This is a genomic window from uncultured Aquimonas sp. (genome assembly GCF_937888285.1).
Taxonomy (GTDB): Bacteria; Pseudomonadota; Gammaproteobacteria; order Xanthomonadales; family Xanthomonadaceae; genus Aquimonas.
Map to the genome: position 1 here is coordinate 1 of NZ_CALART010000044.1, position 15,276 is coordinate 15,276.

16 protein-coding genes are annotated in these 15,276 nt (G+C 68.7%); 9 read left to right on the plus strand and 7 right to left on the minus strand.

Features of this window, described 5'->3' with window-relative positions; all coding sequences use genetic code 11:
- The first annotated feature begins 315 nt into the window (after positions 1-315).
- From Q0654_RS10200 to Q0654_RS10215, 4 genes are all read left to right on the plus strand, one after another.
- Entirely contained in the window at positions 316-801 is a 486-nt protein-coding gene (locus Q0654_RS10200; RefSeq protein ID WP_298853413.1) for a hypothetical protein, read from the plus strand.
- 331 nt (positions 802-1,132) lie between these two features.
- A complete protein-coding gene (locus Q0654_RS10205) occupies positions 1,133-1,990 on the plus strand; it encodes an SPFH domain-containing protein (protein WP_298853415.1) in 858 nt (285 codons plus the stop codon).
- 6 nt (positions 1,991-1,996) lie between these two features.
- Positions 1,997-2,185, plus strand: a complete 189-nt coding sequence (locus Q0654_RS10210) for an Arc family DNA-binding protein (protein WP_298853416.1) — start codon at positions 1,997-1,999, stop codon at positions 2,183-2,185.
- Positions 2,186-2,205: 20 nt separating this feature from the next.
- On the plus strand, positions 2,206-2,376 hold the full coding sequence (locus Q0654_RS10215; protein ID WP_298853418.1) for a hypothetical protein: 171 nt from the start codon (positions 2,206-2,208) through the stop codon (positions 2,374-2,376).
- Here the strand turns inward: Q0654_RS10215 and Q0654_RS10220 are convergent.
- Entirely contained in the window at positions 2,364-3,308 is a 945-nt protein-coding gene (locus Q0654_RS10220; RefSeq protein WP_298853420.1) for a hypothetical protein, read from the minus strand. The genes Q0654_RS10215 and Q0654_RS10220 overlap by 13 nt on opposite strands.
- Before the next feature lie 207 nt (positions 3,309-3,515).
- Between Q0654_RS10220 and Q0654_RS10225 the strand changes: the two genes are divergently transcribed.
- Positions 3,516-4,076, plus strand: coding sequence for a hypothetical protein (locus Q0654_RS10225; RefSeq protein ID WP_298853422.1), 561 nt, complete (start codon positions 3,516-3,518; stop codon positions 4,074-4,076).
- A gap of 6 nt (positions 4,077-4,082) precedes the next feature.
- Here the strand turns inward: Q0654_RS10225 and Q0654_RS10230 are convergent, their stop codons facing one another.
- The 3 genes from Q0654_RS10230 to Q0654_RS10240 form a co-directional block, all read right to left on the minus strand.
- A complete protein-coding gene (locus tag Q0654_RS10230; RefSeq protein ID WP_298853424.1) occupies positions 4,083-5,459 on the minus strand; it encodes a TRAP transporter large permease subunit in 1,377 nt (458 codons plus the stop codon).
- Positions 5,456-6,064, minus strand: coding sequence for a TRAP transporter small permease subunit (locus tag Q0654_RS10235; RefSeq protein ID WP_298853426.1), 609 nt, complete (start codon positions 6,062-6,064; stop codon positions 5,456-5,458). The genes Q0654_RS10230 and Q0654_RS10235 overlap by 4 nt, the downstream gene beginning before the upstream one ends.
- A gap of 293 nt (positions 6,065-6,357) precedes the next feature.
- On the minus strand, positions 6,358-6,714 hold the full coding sequence (locus tag Q0654_RS10240; protein ID WP_298853429.1) for a DUF2782 domain-containing protein: 357 nt from the start codon (positions 6,712-6,714) through the stop codon (positions 6,358-6,360).
- 82 nt (positions 6,715-6,796) lie between these two features.
- Between Q0654_RS10240 and polA the strand changes: the two genes are divergently transcribed.
- A complete protein-coding gene (gene polA, locus Q0654_RS10245) occupies positions 6,797-9,532 on the plus strand; it encodes a DNA polymerase I (RefSeq protein ID WP_298853431.1) in 2,736 nt (911 codons plus the stop codon).
- 1,501 nt (positions 9,533-11,033) lie between these two features.
- Here the strand turns inward: polA and hemF are convergent.
- The gene (gene hemF, locus Q0654_RS10250) at positions 11,034-11,972 is read right to left on the minus strand and encodes an oxygen-dependent coproporphyrinogen oxidase (RefSeq protein WP_298853433.1); all 939 of its coding nucleotides are present in this window, start codon (positions 11,970-11,972) and stop codon (positions 11,034-11,036) included.
- Between the two features lie 65 nt (positions 11,973-12,037).
- Here hemF and Q0654_RS10255 point away from each other — a divergent pair, with 65 nt between their 5' ends.
- The 3 genes from Q0654_RS10255 (at position 12,038) to Q0654_RS10265 (ending at position 13,952) form a co-directional block, all read left to right on the plus strand.
- Positions 12,038-12,790: a pseudouridine synthase gene (locus Q0654_RS10255; protein WP_298853435.1), complete on the plus strand. Its 753-nt coding sequence runs from the start codon at positions 12,038-12,040 to the stop codon at positions 12,788-12,790.
- A gap of 134 nt (positions 12,791-12,924) precedes the next feature.
- Positions 12,925-13,350, plus strand: a complete 426-nt coding sequence (gene arfB / locus Q0654_RS10260; protein ID WP_298853437.1) for an alternative ribosome rescue aminoacyl-tRNA hydrolase ArfB — start codon at positions 12,925-12,927, stop codon at positions 13,348-13,350.
- On the plus strand, positions 13,350-13,952 hold the full coding sequence (locus Q0654_RS10265; RefSeq protein ID WP_298853439.1) for a lysophospholipid acyltransferase family protein: 603 nt from the start codon (positions 13,350-13,352) through the stop codon (positions 13,950-13,952). The genes arfB and Q0654_RS10265 overlap by 1 nt, the downstream gene beginning before the upstream one ends.
- Positions 13,953-14,213: 261 nt before the next feature.
- On the opposite strand, the gene Q0654_RS10270 is transcribed toward Q0654_RS10265, so the two are convergent.
- On the minus strand, positions 14,214-14,699 hold the full coding sequence (locus Q0654_RS10270; protein WP_298853441.1) for a hypothetical protein: 486 nt from the start codon (positions 14,697-14,699) through the stop codon (positions 14,214-14,216).
- Positions 14,696-15,103, minus strand: coding sequence for a hypothetical protein (locus tag Q0654_RS10275; RefSeq protein WP_298853443.1), 408 nt, complete (start codon positions 15,101-15,103; stop codon positions 14,696-14,698). Before Q0654_RS10275 ends, Q0654_RS10270 begins: the two co-directional genes overlap by 4 nt.
- Positions 15,104-15,276 lie beyond the last annotated feature (173 nt).

Sequence of the window (15,276 nt, forward strand, 5' to 3'; positions counted from 1 at the left end):
GGCGAGCTGAGATTGAATAGGCGGTTCATTGAACTGCTCAGGCGGGTACGCGGACGAGGCCTGAACTAAACCACCCGAGTCGCGACCTGACAATAGGAGAATTCTTACCCTGAGGTCAGTGCTTCTTCTCGCCGACACGGCAACGACCGGGCGGCCTGCACAGCTTGCAGGTCATGGCCGGGGGCAGATGGGCACAGGGCGGTCGCGAAGCAGTTCGTCTTGTTCGTGTGGCCATAGAGGACCCGAGTGTCCGACTTTCCAGCGCGAGCGCGTATTCCTGTTGGTAGCGAACTGTCCCCGACACTGGAGCCCACCATGCGCCTGCACCCTTTCCACGGCCTGCTGTTGGGCCTCGTCGCCGCCGCCAGCTGCCTGGGCTATGAGCCGACTGAAGATATGCAGAGCGCCGAGGAGCGTGCGGCCGAGACCGCACCTGGCCTCTGGCACGGCCAGTGGACGCTGCGGCGCGAGCATCCTTCGCTGCGCACGCTCGGCGCTTCGCTAGCCCTGGACATCGAGGTCTGGCACGGCATCGGTGAGTCGACAGCCAGCGTGCAGTGGTCGACCGGCCCGGCGATCTGTCCCGAGATCGGAGACGAACCCTGCGAGTGGGTCGGCGCACACGGCAGCAGCGAGGGCGCGGTGATCGACGGCCGTCTGCACTTCGCCCTGCCGCTGTCGGCCGACAGCGAGGATCCGCTGTTCGTGCAGCTGCCGCTGCCTGGCGCCGGGCGAGGGGCTGCGGTCAACGCCAAGGGTGGGATCGCGTTTCCGCTGGAAGCCGAGCAGCGCGCGCCCTGATGCCCTGACCGGATGGATGCGCTGCGTCTGCACCGTGACCGGCGCGATTCTGTGCCGAACGGGCGGGAAGCCAAAGCTAGGGCATGGCCGCCCCTCTCCGCGATTTGCCCTCGCTTCGCTCGATCTCCGCAGAGCGTCGGCTGCCACCGGGAGCCGACAAGCGCTCTCCTCCGCTCCCCGCCGGGGCGGAGGGGTTCGACCCGGCGCGCTGCGCGGCCCGGCAGAGGCGGTGCGCCGTTCGTGGATGGCCGATGGCGCCAGCCCGCCGCAGCGCCACTTGCGCCGAGTGATATCAGATTGATATCGTCCTCCCGCACCCAAGGAGGACGCCATGAAAGAGCTGCCGGTCAAATCACTGTCGGGAATTCCCACGCTACTGGCGATCCTCGCCGGCATGCTGGCCATCGTGGTGCTCGGGGTGGCGGGCGTGCGGACCGGGCCGCTCGGTGTGCTGATGGGCCTCAGTTTCTTGGGGCTCGGGTTCGCCCTGTTCGGCTTGTACATGGTCGAACCCAACCAAGCGGCCGTGCTGAGCCTGTTCGGCCGCTATGTCGGCACGGTCAAGGACACCGGCCTGCGCTGGAACAACCCCTTCTTCGCCAAGCGCAAGGTCTCGCTGCGCGTGCGCAACTTCGAGAGCGGCAAGCTCAAGGTCAACGAGCTGGAAGGCAGCCCGATCGAGATCGCGTCCGTCATCGTCTGGAAGGTGGTCGATTCGGCGGAGGCGGTGTTCAACGTCGACGACTACGAGAGCTTCGTGCACATCCAGTCCGAGTCGGCGCTGCGCGCGATGGCCAGCAGCTATCCCTACGAGCCGCACAACGATGGCGACATCGCCCTGCGCAGCCATGCCGCGGAAGTCTCGAAGCATCTGACCGAGGAGATCCAGGCGCGCCTTGAGCAGGCCGGCGTGGAGGTGCTGGAGGCGCGGATCAGCCATCTCGCCTACTCGGCCGAGATCGCCCAGGCCATGCTGCAGCGCCAACAGGCCAATGCGGTGATTGCCGCGCGCACGCGGATCGTCGAAGGCGCGGTGGGCATGGTCGAGATGGCGCTGGACAAGCTGGCCGAGCGCAAGGTCGTCGAGCTCGACGACGAGCGCCGCGCGGCGATGGTCAGCAACCTGTTGGTCGTGCTCTGCGGCGACCGTGGCCCGCAGCCGGTGCTGAATGCCGGCAGCCTGTACTGATCGCCGATGAGCGAGAAGAAAGCCTATCCGCTGCGGATCCGCGCCGAAGTGCTCGATGCGATGCAGCTGTGGGCGGACGACGAGCTGCGCTCGCTGAATGCGCAGATCGAGTACGTGCTGCGCGACGCCCTGCGCCGCAGCGGCCGCTTGAAGGCGCCGCCGCCGGCGCCGCCGATCACTGAAGCCGACGAGTGAACTTGACTGGAGACACCGCCATGCAACGCCGCTGGATCACCCTGCTGATCGCGATCGCCGCACTTGCGGCCTATGGTTTCGGCTTTGAACACTCGGCCTGGGGGCTTGTGGCTGCAGGTGCAGCGCTGGAGCTGTGGTTCTGGGTCCGCGTGTGGCCGCATGGATCCGAGGCGCCACCTCAGCCGACGTAACCGGCCAGCACGAACAGCGCAAGCACGCTCAGCCAGACCAGCAGCACGCGCCAGACCAGGCTCATGGCGTCGCGCAGCTCGCGCAGGGCGCCCGCTGGAATGGCGGCGGTACCGACGAGGCTGGCCTCGTCACCCGCGACCTCGACCTCACTGGGCGGCGGCAGGCCTTCGTCCAGAGCGTCCTCGATCAACTCCTCGCGCACGCTGGCGCGGGCGGCGGCGTCCAGAAAACCCAGATCCAGCACGAACCAGCCCTGGCCGCGGCCGGCATGCCAGTCGCGCCAGGCGGCGAGCACGGCGTCGAAGTGCGCGGCCAGCGCCAGCGCGAGGCACATCAGCTGGGCAGGCGCCCAATCCAGCAGCAGGGCGAACTGGCGCAGGGGCTCGCGCTGGGCTCCCGGCGCCGCGTCGCGCTCGCGCGCGGCAAGCTGGGCCAGGCGGTACATCAGCGCGCCGAAGGCGCCCAGCAGCAGGAACCAGAACAGCACCCCGAACCAGCGCGACAGGCCCTGACGGAACACGGTGTGCACCAGCGGCGTGCCCGACGCTGCGCAGTCGACGCAGCCCTCGCTGAGCTCGACCAGGGCCTGGCGGCGCGCGTCGGCGTCGGGCGCCGAGGCCAGCGCTTCGACATCCAGATCCAGGTCGCGCGGGCCCCAGCACAGGAACAGCACGGCCAGCTGCAGCAGGAAGCCCGGCAGGCCGTACAGCCACAGCGACAGCCACCACTGCAGCCCGGCCAGCACCAGCAGCGGCAGGGCCAGCACGAGCACCCAGCCCCAAGGCGCTGACAGGCCGGACTGACGACCCAGACCCTCCAAGGCTTCACGCAGCAGGGCGGCCACGCGATCGTGCTGCCGCAGACGCTGCGCGGCCGGGGCCAGATGGTCCAGCACCAACGAAAGCACCACGGCAACCAGCGCAGCAGACATCGTTCGGATTCCTGTGTGGAGAGCGACGCGCGCAGGCGGCGGCGGCGTCAGGCAACGCGCGGAGCGTGGTGCAAAAGCGCACGGCTCGCAACCCTACGCCAGCGTAGCGCGGGGGCTGTTGGCAGCCACCCGCGACGAGTGCTGGCGTGACTGCGGCGCAGGCTTTGCTTATCTCTTGCATCGAGGCAGACGCAGGGGGAGATCGACATGCCAAGCCGTGAGGACATCTGCACCGCGGACAGCGCCACCGCGCTGTGGCAGGACCTGGTGCGCGAGGGGGAGCAGCGCTGCGGCGCGCAGCTCGACGAGAACAGCGAAAGCTGGCTGGTGTTCACCCTGATGCGCCATCTGGGCAGCACCGCGCTCGCCGAGCCGGCGATGGCCCTGGTCTATCTGGATGCCCTGCACACCGCCGGCGGCGCGCGCCGCAGCCAGGCCCTGCAGGATGTCGGCGAACGCTGCCTGCTGATCGCCGGGCTCTATCCCGAACTGGCGCAGCGTCGCCGGGTCAGCCAGCGCTACTACATCGAGCTGGGCCAAGGCGCCTTCCGTCAGCTGGCCGACGAGGCGCGACGTGCGATGGCCGAGCTCTACGAGGGCATCGCCCGGCAGTTCGCGCGCCTGGTGCGGGTGCTGGTCGAGCTGCGCGCGCTGTCGGGCGAGTGGCGCGGGCTGACGCCGCTGGAGCGGCATGGGCTGAGCCTGGCGGCGCAGACACCTGCAGATTTCGGCGACCGCTTCCTGCTGCCCGACGGCGGCCGTGCGTGAACGACTTCAGGCCGCGGCCAGCACGCCCGGCAGCCAGGTCGCGAGCGCCGGCCACAGCGCGAGCAGCAGCAGCATCAGCAGCTGCAGGCCGATGAAAGGCAGCACGCCGCGGTACAGGTCGGTGGTCGCCAGACCCTCGGGCACGGCACCGCGCAGGTAGAACAGGGCGAAGCCGAAGGGGGGCGTCAGGAAGCTGGTCTGCAGGTTGATCGCCATCATCACGCCCAGCCAGACCGGATCGACGCCGAGCAGGAAGAGTACGGGCGCGACGATCGGCACCACCACGAACACGATCTCGATGAAGTCGAGCACGAAGCCAAGCAGGAACATCAGCAGCATCACCGCGAAGATCGCGCCCCACTTGCCGCCGGGCAGGCCGGTCAGCAGGTCATGCACGAGGTCGTCGCCGCCAAAGCCGCGGAAGACGAGTGCGAACAGGGCCGCGCCGACCAGGATGGCGAACACCATGGCGGTGATCATCACCGTCTCGCGCGAGACATGGCGCAGGCAGTCGAGATCGAGCTGGCCGCGGGCCAGCGCCAACAGGCTGGCACCGACCGCGCCGACCCCCGCGGCTTCGGTCGGCGTGGCGTAGCCGAACAGAATCGAGCCCAGCACGCAGACGATCAGCAGCACCGGCGGAATCACCGCCAGCAGCAGCTGGGCGCCGCTGCGCTGCGGCAGGGCCGCGGGATCCAGCGCCGGCGCCCGCTGCGGCTGCCGCCAGGCCACCCAGGCCGCGTAAACGAGGTAGAGCACCACCAGCAGCAGACCCGGCAGCACCGCGCCGGCGAACAGATCGCCGACCGAGACCGTTTGCGGCGCGAAGTTGCCGAGCTTGAGCTGGGCCTGCTGGTAGGCCGAGCCCAATTGGTCGCCGAGCAGGACCAGCACCACCGAGGGCGGGATGATCTGGCCCAGCGTGCCCGAGGCGCAGACCGCGCCCGAGGCCAGGCGCGGGCAGTAGCCGTGGCGCAGCATGGTCGGCAGCGCGATCAGGCCCAGCGTGACCACGGTGGCGCCGACGATCCCGGTCGAGGCCGCCAGCAGGGCGCCCACCACCAGCACCGCGTACACCAGCCCGCCGCGCGCACGTCCGAACTGCGCGGCCACGGTTTCGAGCAGGTCTTCGGCCATCTTCGAGCGCTGCAGCATCACCCCCATGAACACGAACAGGGGCACGGCCAGCAGGGTCTCGTTGCCCATGATCCCGAACACACGGTTGGGAAAGGCTTCGAGGAAGGCGGCATCGAAGACGCCCAGCGCGATGCCGAGCCCCGCGAACAGCAGGGCGACGCCGCCCAAGGTGAAGGCCACCGGAAAGCCGAGCAGCAGGCCAGCGCAGAGGGCCAGCACCAGCAGCAGCACCAGCAGCGCGCTCATGCCGCGGCTCCGGTATTCAGCGCCGCGCGCAGCCGCTGCAGGCACAGGGCCAGCGACTGCACGGCCAGCAGCCACGCGCTGAGCGGAATCAGCGACTTCAGCAGGAACAGCCCCGGCAGGCCGCCAGGCTCGCGCGAGGACTCGCGCACCTGCCAGCTGGCGGCCATGTAGTCGAGGCTGATCCACAGCAGGAACAGGGCGAAGGGCAGGAGCAGAATGAGATGGCCGCCCACCTCGATCCAGGCCCGCGTGCGCGGCGAGAACCGCGCCTGCAGGACATCCACCCGCACATGGCGGTCATGCCGCAGGGCCCAGGCCATGCCGAGCATGAATACGCAGGCGTGCAGCCAGAGCATAGCCTCCTGCACCGCCACCGAGCCCTTGCCGAACCCGTAGCGCGCGGCGACCAGACCGAAGCAGAGCAGCACCACGCAGGGCGTCAGCGTGACCAGCAACACCCCCAGCGCGCGCTGCACGGCGTCCAGCGCGCGCGGCAGCGCGACAAGGATGAGCGCCAGCAGCGCCAGCAGCCACAGCGGCAGCGCAAGACCCAGCAGGTGCAGCTGGCCGGCCGCAAGACCGAAGGAATGCAAGGCATCGATCATGGGCGCAGAGTCGGCTGACGGGGGTGTGGAACGAAATGCATCGAAACTTCGCTGGTGAGGGTCGACGCAGACGGTTCAGGCGTGGAACAGGCCCATAGGGTGGGCCCTGGCCCACCATGAGCTCAATACCCGCCAAGTCTTGAAGCGCTCCGACCACCGGCCCGGCTGATCGAGTCGAGGACGGCGGCGGTCGGTGCGCTGGTGAAGCGCGAAGGGCCGGGCGCCGCGCATGTAGCGGCCAGCCGTCAGGCCCATGGTGGGCCGGGGCCGACCCTATGCGCTGCGCGCGAGGCTCAATTCCACTCGAACAGGGTCCAGTAGACCGGCCGCACCCGGCCTTCGTAGTCGTGCGAATCGAGCTTGCCATCGCCATTGGTGTCAATGATCTGGTACGGCCTGCCGCGTGCCGGCGTCACCTTGACCATCTGCAGGCGGCCGTTGGTGCGGTACTCCTCGATCACATCGCCGGTTTTCTCATCACGGCGGATGTTCACGGTCGGCGCGGACTCCTCGCTGGGCAGGTTGGGCAGCTTGGGCGGAATTGGCGCTTCTTCGGCCGGCGACGCCGGTGCCTCGGACTGGGCCAGACCCAGGGGCGCATACAGGGCGGACAGCAGCAGGACGGTCAGGACGCGTGGGGTCGTACGCATGGCGGCGGGCCTCCGTGGGTGTGAGCTTGAGCATAGCCAGCGGCAGGGGCGAGGCATAGCGCGGGCGACTACACTGCCGCGCATGGACAAGCTCATCCTGATCGACGGTTCCAGCTACCTCTACCGCGCCTTCCACGCCCTGCCGCCGCTGTCGAACGCGGCCGGCGAGCCCACCGGCGCGCTGTTCGGCGTGGTCAACATGCTGCGCGCCACCCTGAAGGAAGGGCCGAGCTATGCGGCCTTCGTGATGGACGCCTCCGGGCCCACCTTCCGCGACGAGCTGTATCCGGACTACAAGGCCAATCGCGAGGCCATGCCGGACGACCTGCGCGCGCAGATCGAGCCGATGATGGCGATCGTCGAAGCCCTGGGCTTTCCGATCCTGCGCGTGCCCGGCGTCGAGGCCGACGACGTGATTGGCACGCTGGCCACGCGCGCGGCCGCTGAAGGCATCGAGGTCGAAGTGTCGACCTCGGACAAGGACTTCGCCCAGCTGGTGCGGCCGGGCATCACGCTCGTCAACACCATGAGCGGCTCGCGGCTCGACGAGGCTGGCGTGATCGAGAAGTTCGGCGTGCGGCCCGAGCAGATCATCGACTACCTGGCGCTGATGGGCGACACGGTCGACAACATCCCCGGCGTCGACAAGTGCGGGCCGAAGACCGCCGCCAAGTGGCTGGGCGAATACGGCACGCTGGACGGCGTGATCGAAGCTGCTGCGAAGATGGGTGGCAAGATCGGCGAGAACCTGCGCACCGCCCTGCCGCGGCTGCCGCTGAACCGCCGGCTCACCACGATCGTGACTGACGTCGAATTGGATCGCGTTCCGACCGACCTGAAGCTGCGCCCACGCGATATCGAGGCGCTGAAGCAGCTGTACGCGCGCTATGGCTTCAATGCCGCGCTGCGCGATCTGGAGGCCGGCAATGGCGGCAGTCCAGTGAAACCTGCCGGCGCGGGCTCCAGCGTGGCCACCGCTGCACCGGCCGCGGATCTTCCGGCACAGACGCGCGGCAGCTATCGACTGATCCTGAGCGAAGCCGATCTCGACGCACTGATCCGCGAGCTCGAAGCCGCCGCGCTGATCTGCTTCGACACCGAGACCACAAGCATCGATGCGCTGCGCGCCGAGCTGGTGGGCCTGGCCTTCGCGACGCGCGCGGGCGAGGGCGCCTATATCCCGGTGTCGCATATCTACCCGGGCGCGCCGGCCCAGCTCGATCGCGCGCGCGTTCTGGCGAAACTCAAACCCGTGCTGGAAGACGCATCGAAGCCCAAGCTGGCCCAGAACGCGAAGTACGACATCCACGTGCTGCGCGAGCACGGCGTCCTGCTGCGCGGGCTGGCGCACGACAGCATGCTGGAGAGCTTCGTGCTGAACTCCACCGCCAGCCGCCATGACATGGATTCGCTGGCGAAGAACTACCTGGGCTACACGCCGATCGCGTACTCCGAGGTCGCCGGCAAGGGCGCGAAACAGATTTCCTTCGCCGAAGTCGACCTCGAAGTCGCCCGCGACTACTCGGCCGAGGACGCCGACATCACCCTGCGCCTCCATCAGACCCTGTGGCCGAAGCTCGAAGCCGAGCCGACGCTCGCCAAGGTGTATCGCGAGATCGAGCTGCCGCTGGTGCAGGTCCTGGCCGACATGGAGGCCGCCGGCGTGCTGGTCGACGCCGACGAGCTGCGCCGGCAGAGCCAGGACCTGGGCCGCCGCATGCTGGAGCTGCAGAAGCGCGGCTTCGAGCTGGCGGGACGCAGCTTCAACTTCGACTCGCCCAAGCAGCTTGGCGCCCTGCTGTTCGACGAGCTCGGCCTGCCGGCGCTGGTGAAGACGCCCGGCGGTGCGCCCAGCACCAACGAGGAAGCGCTGGAAGCCATCGCCGATCGCCACGAGCTGCCGAAGCTGATCCTCGAACACCGCAGCCTTGCCAAGCTGCGCGGCACCTACACCGACAAATTGCCGGAGGCGATTCATCCGGCGACGGGGCGCGTGCACACCAGCTTCCACCAGACCGGCGCGGCGACCGGGCGGCTGTCCTCGTCGGACCCGAACCTGCAGAACATCCCGATCCGCACCGAGGACGGCCGCCGCATCCGCCGCGCCTTCATTGCGCCCAAGGGCCACAAGCTGGTGGCCTGCGACTATTCGCAGATCGAGCTGCGGATCATGGCGCATCTCTCCGAAGACCCCGGCCTGCTGTCGGCCTTTGCCGGCGGGCAGGACGTGCATCGCGCGACCGCGGCAGAGGTGTTCGGCGTGCCGCTGGAGGACGTCGGCCCCGACCAGCGCCGCGCGGCGAAGGCGATCAACTTCGGCCTGATGTACGGCATGAGCGCTTTCGGCCTGGCCAAGCAGCTCGGCATCGAGCGCGGCGAGGCGCAGGATTACATCGCGCTGTACTTCGCCCGCTATCCGGGCGTGCAGGGCTATATGGAGCGGGTGCGCCAGCAGGCGCGCGAGCACGGCTATGTCGAGACCGTCTTCGGCCGCCGCCTGTATCTCAACGACATCCACGCGCGACAGCAGGGCCTGCGCGCCGGTGCCGAGCGCGCCGCCGTCAATGCGCCGATGCAGGGCAGCGCCGCCGACATCATCAAGCGCGCCATGCTCGACCTGCACGCCTGGCTGGGCGCGCAGGACGGCCGCGCGCGCATGGTCCTGCAGGTGCACGACGAACTGGTCTTCGAATGCCGCGAGGACTTCGTCGGCACCCTGGTCGCCGAGGCCAAGCAGCGCATGCAGGCCGCGGCCGAACTGCGGGTGCCGCTGATCGTCGAGGCCGGCGTCGGCGACAACTGGGACCAGGCGCACTGAGGCGACGGCGAAGGACATCGGCTCGGGCGCAGCGGCTTGGCTGCTGTCATGCCCTGCGCAGAACGGTCTGCGGCTTCGGTGGAGGCACGGCGTCACTCGCGGGGGTTGCTATCGCCTCGTCGTCCAGGATTTCGTTGCGTCTGCTGTGTTCGCAGCGATTGGACCAAACCTGCGTGCGATGCGAGTGGAAGGATTCGCGAAGCCTTCCTGTGGCCTGCGTGGTCGCGCGTTCCCGGTACATGCGCTTCGCTTATGTACCCTACGGCGCACAAGCGCCTGCAGCTCCGCTTGAAGTAAGGCGTCGCCTGCGGTCGTAGGGCGGATAAGCGCAGCGCATCCGCCGCGGCTTGCCTCGCCGACCATGTGCCCGGCGCAGCGCAGGCTCGGTCGCTGCAAGGCTTGCTTCGACTTTGGTCCAAGACCCGCGCGGCGACTGACGGCAGCCGGGGTCGACCATGCGTGCAGCCGCGCTTGCTTGGAAATCAGGCAGTTGCGCGCCAAACCGAGCTGGCATCCATCAGGATTGTCTGAACTACCCTGATTGACGCACAGTTCTTGCGTGATTCTGGACACATGCGCGCGATACGCAGCGCACATTTTCGTCTGAACGAAAGATTAATTGTGTGCAATCGTGACCGCGGCAGTCATGGGACTTTCAGAAAGCCTGCGTAAGATGCGCAGCACGACCGGCGCAATGCCGGTTCGATTCACTCCCTCCCCCTTGAGTGAATACACGGAAGGACCGGTTCCCCCCGACCGCCTTCCGGCCCCCAAGCCCCGAGAGCTCCCCCCGGCTCTCGGGGCTTTCTATTTCTAGTGATCGCAAGGACGGCGCGACGGGCGACGAGCCATCGCGTGCGAGACCCGCACTGGCGGTTCGCTGAGAGCCTCTGAACCCGGCGGCGCCGCGCAGGTGTTGTTGAAGCTGGCCGAGTTCTTGGTCCGCGCGTAGAGGCTGTCCTCGCGAAGGTGCAGACGGGGATGCGGCTCTCTTGCGGCTGAGGCCAGCTCCCCTGGACCCCCGCCTTCGCGGGGGCGACGACCCGAGGGGTGGCGAGCCCTCTCTTTCTTGAGAGCTCAATCAGCGCCGAGAATGCGCGCCGCTGCCGAGCCGCTGCGGCGCACCCGGCAGGAGCCGGCGCTGGCCAGAGCTGCAGCGCGGGATCGCGCATCCCCCTGTGCTGAGGCTCGCTCACCCCGCAGCGCTTCCTAAAGCCCGCCTGAACATTTTCGCGCCGACGCTTGAACTCTCCACGCTGGCCGCAATCTCTGATCACGGCGGTGCAACGCCGCCCTCCGCGATTCACTCCCTCCCCCTCCGAGTGAATCCGCGCGGTCCACGGCTCCCCCCGGCCAGGACCGCGCCCCCCGACCCCGGAACCGCTCCCCCTCGGTTCCGGGGTTTTTATTTTGGAAGCCGGGAATGGGGAATCGAGAATCGGGAATCGGCAAAGCAAGAGCCGCTGGCCTGCCTTCGCGCGTTGGCGCGCTGCGGCTCGCATCAATCGATTCCCGATTCCCCATTCCCGATTCCCGGCTCAAGCAGCCACTCCCGCGGCCGCAGGTAGTCGTTGAGGCGGGCTTCGGCGCTGCCGGGCTCGGGCGTATAGCCGTACTCGAAGCGCACGCGCGGGGGCAGGCTCATCAGGATGGATTCGGTGCGGCCGCCGCTCTGCAGGCCGAACAGGGTGCCGCGGTCCCAGACCAGGTTGAACTCGACGTAGCGGCCGCGGCGATACAGCTGGAACTCGCGCTCGCGCTCGCCGTAGGGCACGTCGCGGCGGCGCTCGACGATCGGCAGGTAGGCGTCGAGGAAGCCCTCGCCCACCGCCTGCAGGTAGGCGAAGTCGCGCTCGAAGTGCTCGTGCAGGTCGTCGAAGAACAGGCCGCCGACGCCGCGGGTCTCGCCGCGATGCTTCAGGAAGAAGTACTCGTCGCACCAGCGCTTGTGCGCGGCATAGCGCGCCTCGCCGCCGAAGGGCTCGCACAGCGCGCGCGCGGTGCGGTGCCAGTGCAACACGTCCTCGTCGAAGGGGTAGAAGGGCGTGAGATCAAAGCCGCCGCCGAACCACCAGCCCACCACCTCGCCGTCGCGCATCGCGCGGAAGTGGCGCACGTTGGCGTGGGTGGTCGGCAGGTAGGGGTTGCGCGGGTGGAACACCAGGGACACGCCGACCGCGCGCCAGGACGCACCGGCCAGCTCGGGCCGAGCAGCGCTGGCCGAGGGCGGCAGACGCTCGCCGCTGACATCCGAGAAACCGATCCCGGCCTGCTCGAAGACCGCGCCCTCGCGCAGCACGCGGGTGCGGCCACCGCCGCCTTCGGCGCGCTGCCATTCGTCTTCGGCGAATCGCGCGGCGCCGTCGGCGCCCTCGATGGCGCTGCAGATGCGGTCCTGCAGGCCGCGCAGGGTGTCGGCCACGGTGTCGATGGGCTGCATGGCGAAAGTTCGTGCGTGCGGAAGGGTCGGGCATCATAGCCGGCCGTGTTCAGACCCCTGCCCTGATGTCCGAGGCTCCGCTCGACCTGCTCTACCGCGACGAGGCCCTGGCCGTGGTCAACAAGCCAGCCGGGCTGCTGGCACATCGCAGCCAGATTGCCGCGCACGAGGACCGCTTCCTGCTGGACCAGCTGCGCGAACAGCTGGGCCAGCGCTGCTTCCTCGCCCATCGCCTCGACCGCGCCACCTCGGGCGCCCTGCTGCTGGCGTTCGACAAAGGGACGGCAGCGGCACTGGGCGAGCAATTCATGGGCCGCAGCGTGGAGAAGACCTATCTGGCCGTGGTGCGCGGCTGGACCGACGAATCAGGCCGCATCGAGCACGCGCTGGATGCTCCGGGCAAGCCCGAGCCCAAGCCGGCGATCAGCCACTACCGCCGGCTGGCGACGATCGAACTGCCCTACCCCATGAGCGGCTTCGAGACCGCGCGCTACTGCCTGCTGGCGATGCAGCCCGAGACCGGCCGCTACCGCCAGCTGCGCCGGCACTTGAAGCACATCCACCATCACCTGATCGGCGACACCAGCCACGGTGACGGCCGCCACAACCGCCTGTTCCGCGCCGAGTTCCGCTGCCACCGCATGCTGCTGCACGCCTGGCGCATCGCCTTCGACCACCCGGCCGACGGTCGCAGGCTCGACATCGAAGCGCCCGTCGACGGCGAGTTCGCGGCGCTGCTGGAGCGGTTCGGGTGGCAGGCGGCGTTGCCGCCCGCCGGGATTCGGGATTGGGGATTCGGGATTGGCAATCCGAGCTAGCGCCCCATCCCACCGCATGCGGCTCCCCTCTCCCCGTGTGGAAGAGGGGTCGGGCAGAGGGGGGTTCTTGCCCCAATCCCCAATCCCCGCTCTCAACGCTCGCTACAATCCCGCAGCCCCCGCGATCCCTGCCCATGCTCCGCATCACGCCCTCCATCGCCATTCCCGACGAAGAGCTCGAGGAACGCTTCGTGCGCTCATCCGGGCCGGGCGGGCAGAACGTCAACAAGGTCGCGACCGCGGTCGAGCTGCGCTTCGACGCAGCGAATTCCGAGGCACTGCCAGCGGCACTGAAAGCCCGGCTGCTGGCGCGTCGCGACAGCCGCATCACCGAGGACGGCGTGGTGATCATCCAGGCCCAGCGCTTCCGCAGCCAGGATCGCAATCGCGAGGATGCGCGCGAGCGCCTGCTGGCCCTGATCCAGGCGGTACTGAAGCCGCCGAAGCCGCGCATCGCCACCAAGCCGAGCAAGGGCTCGCAGGAGCGCCGCCTGTCGAGCAAGCGCGAGCGCGCCGGGATCAAGCGCCAGCGCGCGGCGCGCGGCGTGGACCTCGACTGATGCTGCCGCTCGATATCCCCGTCCATCAGCCCCTGCCCGACTACGCACCGCGCCGCGGCGGCGCCTTCACCCGCTGGCTGGCGCGCAGCGCGCTGCGGCTCGGCGGCTGGCAGATGCGCGGCGAGTTTCCGCGCGAGCACAAGCTGATGATCATCGTCGCCCCGCACTCCTCGGGCTGGGACGCGATCTGGGGCCTCTTGATGAAGATCGCGCTCGGCATCGACATCGCCTTCATGGCCAAGGCCGAGCTGTTCCGCGGGCCGATCGGCTGGGTGCTGCGCCGGCTCGGCGGCTTTCCGGTCAACCGCGGCAGCAGCGCCGGCGTGGTCGAACAGGTGGCCGAGCGCTATCGCAGCCGCGAGACCCTGTGGGTGGCGCTGGCGCCGGAAGGCACGCGCCGCCGCGTCGAGCAGTGGAAGTCCGGCTTCTGGCGCATCGCCCGCGCCGCCGAGGTGCCGGTGCTGTGCGTGTACTTCCACTATCCGGAGAAAGTCATCGGCATCGGCCCGCTGCTGCAGATGACCGAGTCGCTGGATGCCGACATGGCGCGAATCCGCGACTACTACCGGCCGTGGATGGGGAAGAACCGCGGCACGGTGTAGACACTGAGAGGCAGCGCGGCGTGGCGCTTCTGCGCCAACCCAAACGCATCGCGCTGCGCTCAAACGAAAACGCCCGGACCGCACAAGCAGCCCGGGCGCCGACAGCACCGATACACGCGAAGAAGCAAAGCCAACCCGAAAGACTGCCCGGAACGTCCGGGCCCCGCCGACCCTGCCCACAAAGGCCAGGTCATCCACTCAGCGGGCCGGATCCGTGGCCGCGCTGGACGATGCAGAGACTAGAGATCGCAGCGCCCGGGTTCAGCTGCGGGTTTGGTGCGGGTTTGTAGCCACTGTGTAGCCGCATGTGCGGAGGTCAACGCAGAGACGGCTCGGCCGCAGCCAACCGCGCAGCAGACGGATGGCGATGAAGTGGGTGGCGCAGGCGACGCAGGGGCCGAACAGCAGGCCGCCCCAGCCGCCCAGAAGGAGCAGGAAAAATGGGCCTACCAACGCCGCCCCGAGCACGGCCGAAGTCAGATAGTCGGCGAGGTCGTGGGAAAGCAGCGCCGCGTAGAGCGGGGCGCCGAGAGTCAGGGCGGGGAGACCGCCGAACAGCATCGCAATCATCACGAACCGAGGGAGTGCGCTAAGCAGCCCGAGCGTTTCGGCCCACTGATGGCATTCGTCAGTCATTTCGAACAGCACCAAGCCGAGGCTGCCGATCACCGTTCCCAGCAGCAAGCCCCCGATCGTGGACAGATAGCTCACCACCAGCGCGCGCCCTCCGCTGATGGAGCGAGTCATGGCGGGTGCTCCTTGCCTTCGGCTGTGCACTCTCGCGTCCGGGAATCCAACTCCGCCGACGAGACAAACGCGCGCACCAGCAGACTGGCGGGGAGGCCGAAGATCAGAAACAGCGAACCGAAAGACGAGCCGTCAACCACAAGAAGACCAACCCCCGGCAAGCTCCCGACCACTGCGAAGGCGATGTACCCGCCCAGCCCCAGCCGCTGAAGCAAGGCCCACAGCGGCGCGCACACCAGCAGCGCGGGGAGGATTCCAAACAGGAAGGCGATGCCCGCGATCCAGAGGGCCAGCAGGGGCATCCATAGCACCTCGGGCATCGCTGCATAGCCTTGCTGGGAGATCAGGACATAGGCACCGAACAGGGTGGTGACCAGCCACGCGCCGAGGAATACGCTTGGCACGGTCGCCAGTAACGTGAGTACGAGCCAGTTCGGGTACGGGATGCTTGGCCCGCGACAACACTCGGCGGACGACCGGTCCGGCGGGACGCGCGTCGCGTGGCAGGGTCCGCTGTCCACTGCAAGAAAGGCAGCAGTGGAAGCTGCGCGAACTCGTGCTGAACCTGGCGGGGAAC

Coding starts and splice junctions, on each gene's coding strand:
- polA (WP_298853431.1), top strand. CDS start 6,797: ATGGACAAGCTCATCCTGATCGACGGTTCCAGCTACCTCTACCGCGCC.
- hemF (WP_298853433.1), bottom strand. CDS start 11,972: ATGCAGCCCATCGACACCGTGGCCGACACCCTGCGCGGCCTGCAGGAC.
- Q0654_RS10230 (WP_298853424.1), bottom strand. CDS start 5,459: ATGAGCGCGCTGCTGGTGCTGCTGCTGGTGCTGGCCCTCTGCGCTGGC.
- Q0654_RS10220 (WP_298853420.1), bottom strand. CDS start 3,308: ATGTCTGCTGCGCTGGTTGCCGTGGTGCTTTCGTTGGTGCTGGACCAT.
- arfB (WP_298853437.1), top strand. CDS start 12,925: ATGCTCCGCATCACGCCCTCCATCGCCATTCCCGACGAAGAGCTCGAG.
- Q0654_RS10265 (WP_298853439.1), top strand. CDS start 13,350: ATGCTGCCGCTCGATATCCCCGTCCATCAGCCCCTGCCCGACTACGCA.
- Q0654_RS10240 (WP_298853429.1), bottom strand. CDS start 6,714: ATGCGTACGACCCCACGCGTCCTGACCGTCCTGCTGCTGTCCGCCCTG.
- Q0654_RS10215 (WP_298853418.1), top strand. CDS start 2,206: ATGCAACGCCGCTGGATCACCCTGCTGATCGCGATCGCCGCACTTGCG.
- Q0654_RS10270 (WP_298853441.1), bottom strand. CDS start 14,699: ATGACTCGCTCCATCAGCGGAGGGCGCGCGCTGGTGGTGAGCTATCTG.
- Q0654_RS10200 (WP_298853413.1), top strand. CDS start 316: ATGCGCCTGCACCCTTTCCACGGCCTGCTGTTGGGCCTCGTCGCCGCC.
- Q0654_RS10210 (WP_298853416.1), top strand. CDS start 1,997: ATGAGCGAGAAGAAAGCCTATCCGCTGCGGATCCGCGCCGAAGTGCTC.
- Q0654_RS10205 (WP_298853415.1), top strand. CDS start 1,133: ATGAAAGAGCTGCCGGTCAAATCACTGTCGGGAATTCCCACGCTACTG.
- Q0654_RS10225 (WP_298853422.1), top strand. CDS start 3,516: ATGCCAAGCCGTGAGGACATCTGCACCGCGGACAGCGCCACCGCGCTG.
- Q0654_RS10255 (WP_298853435.1), top strand. CDS start 12,038: ATGTCCGAGGCTCCGCTCGACCTGCTCTACCGCGACGAGGCCCTGGCC.
- Q0654_RS10235 (WP_298853426.1), bottom strand. CDS start 6,064: ATGATCGATGCCTTGCATTCCTTCGGTCTTGCGGCCGGCCAGCTGCAC.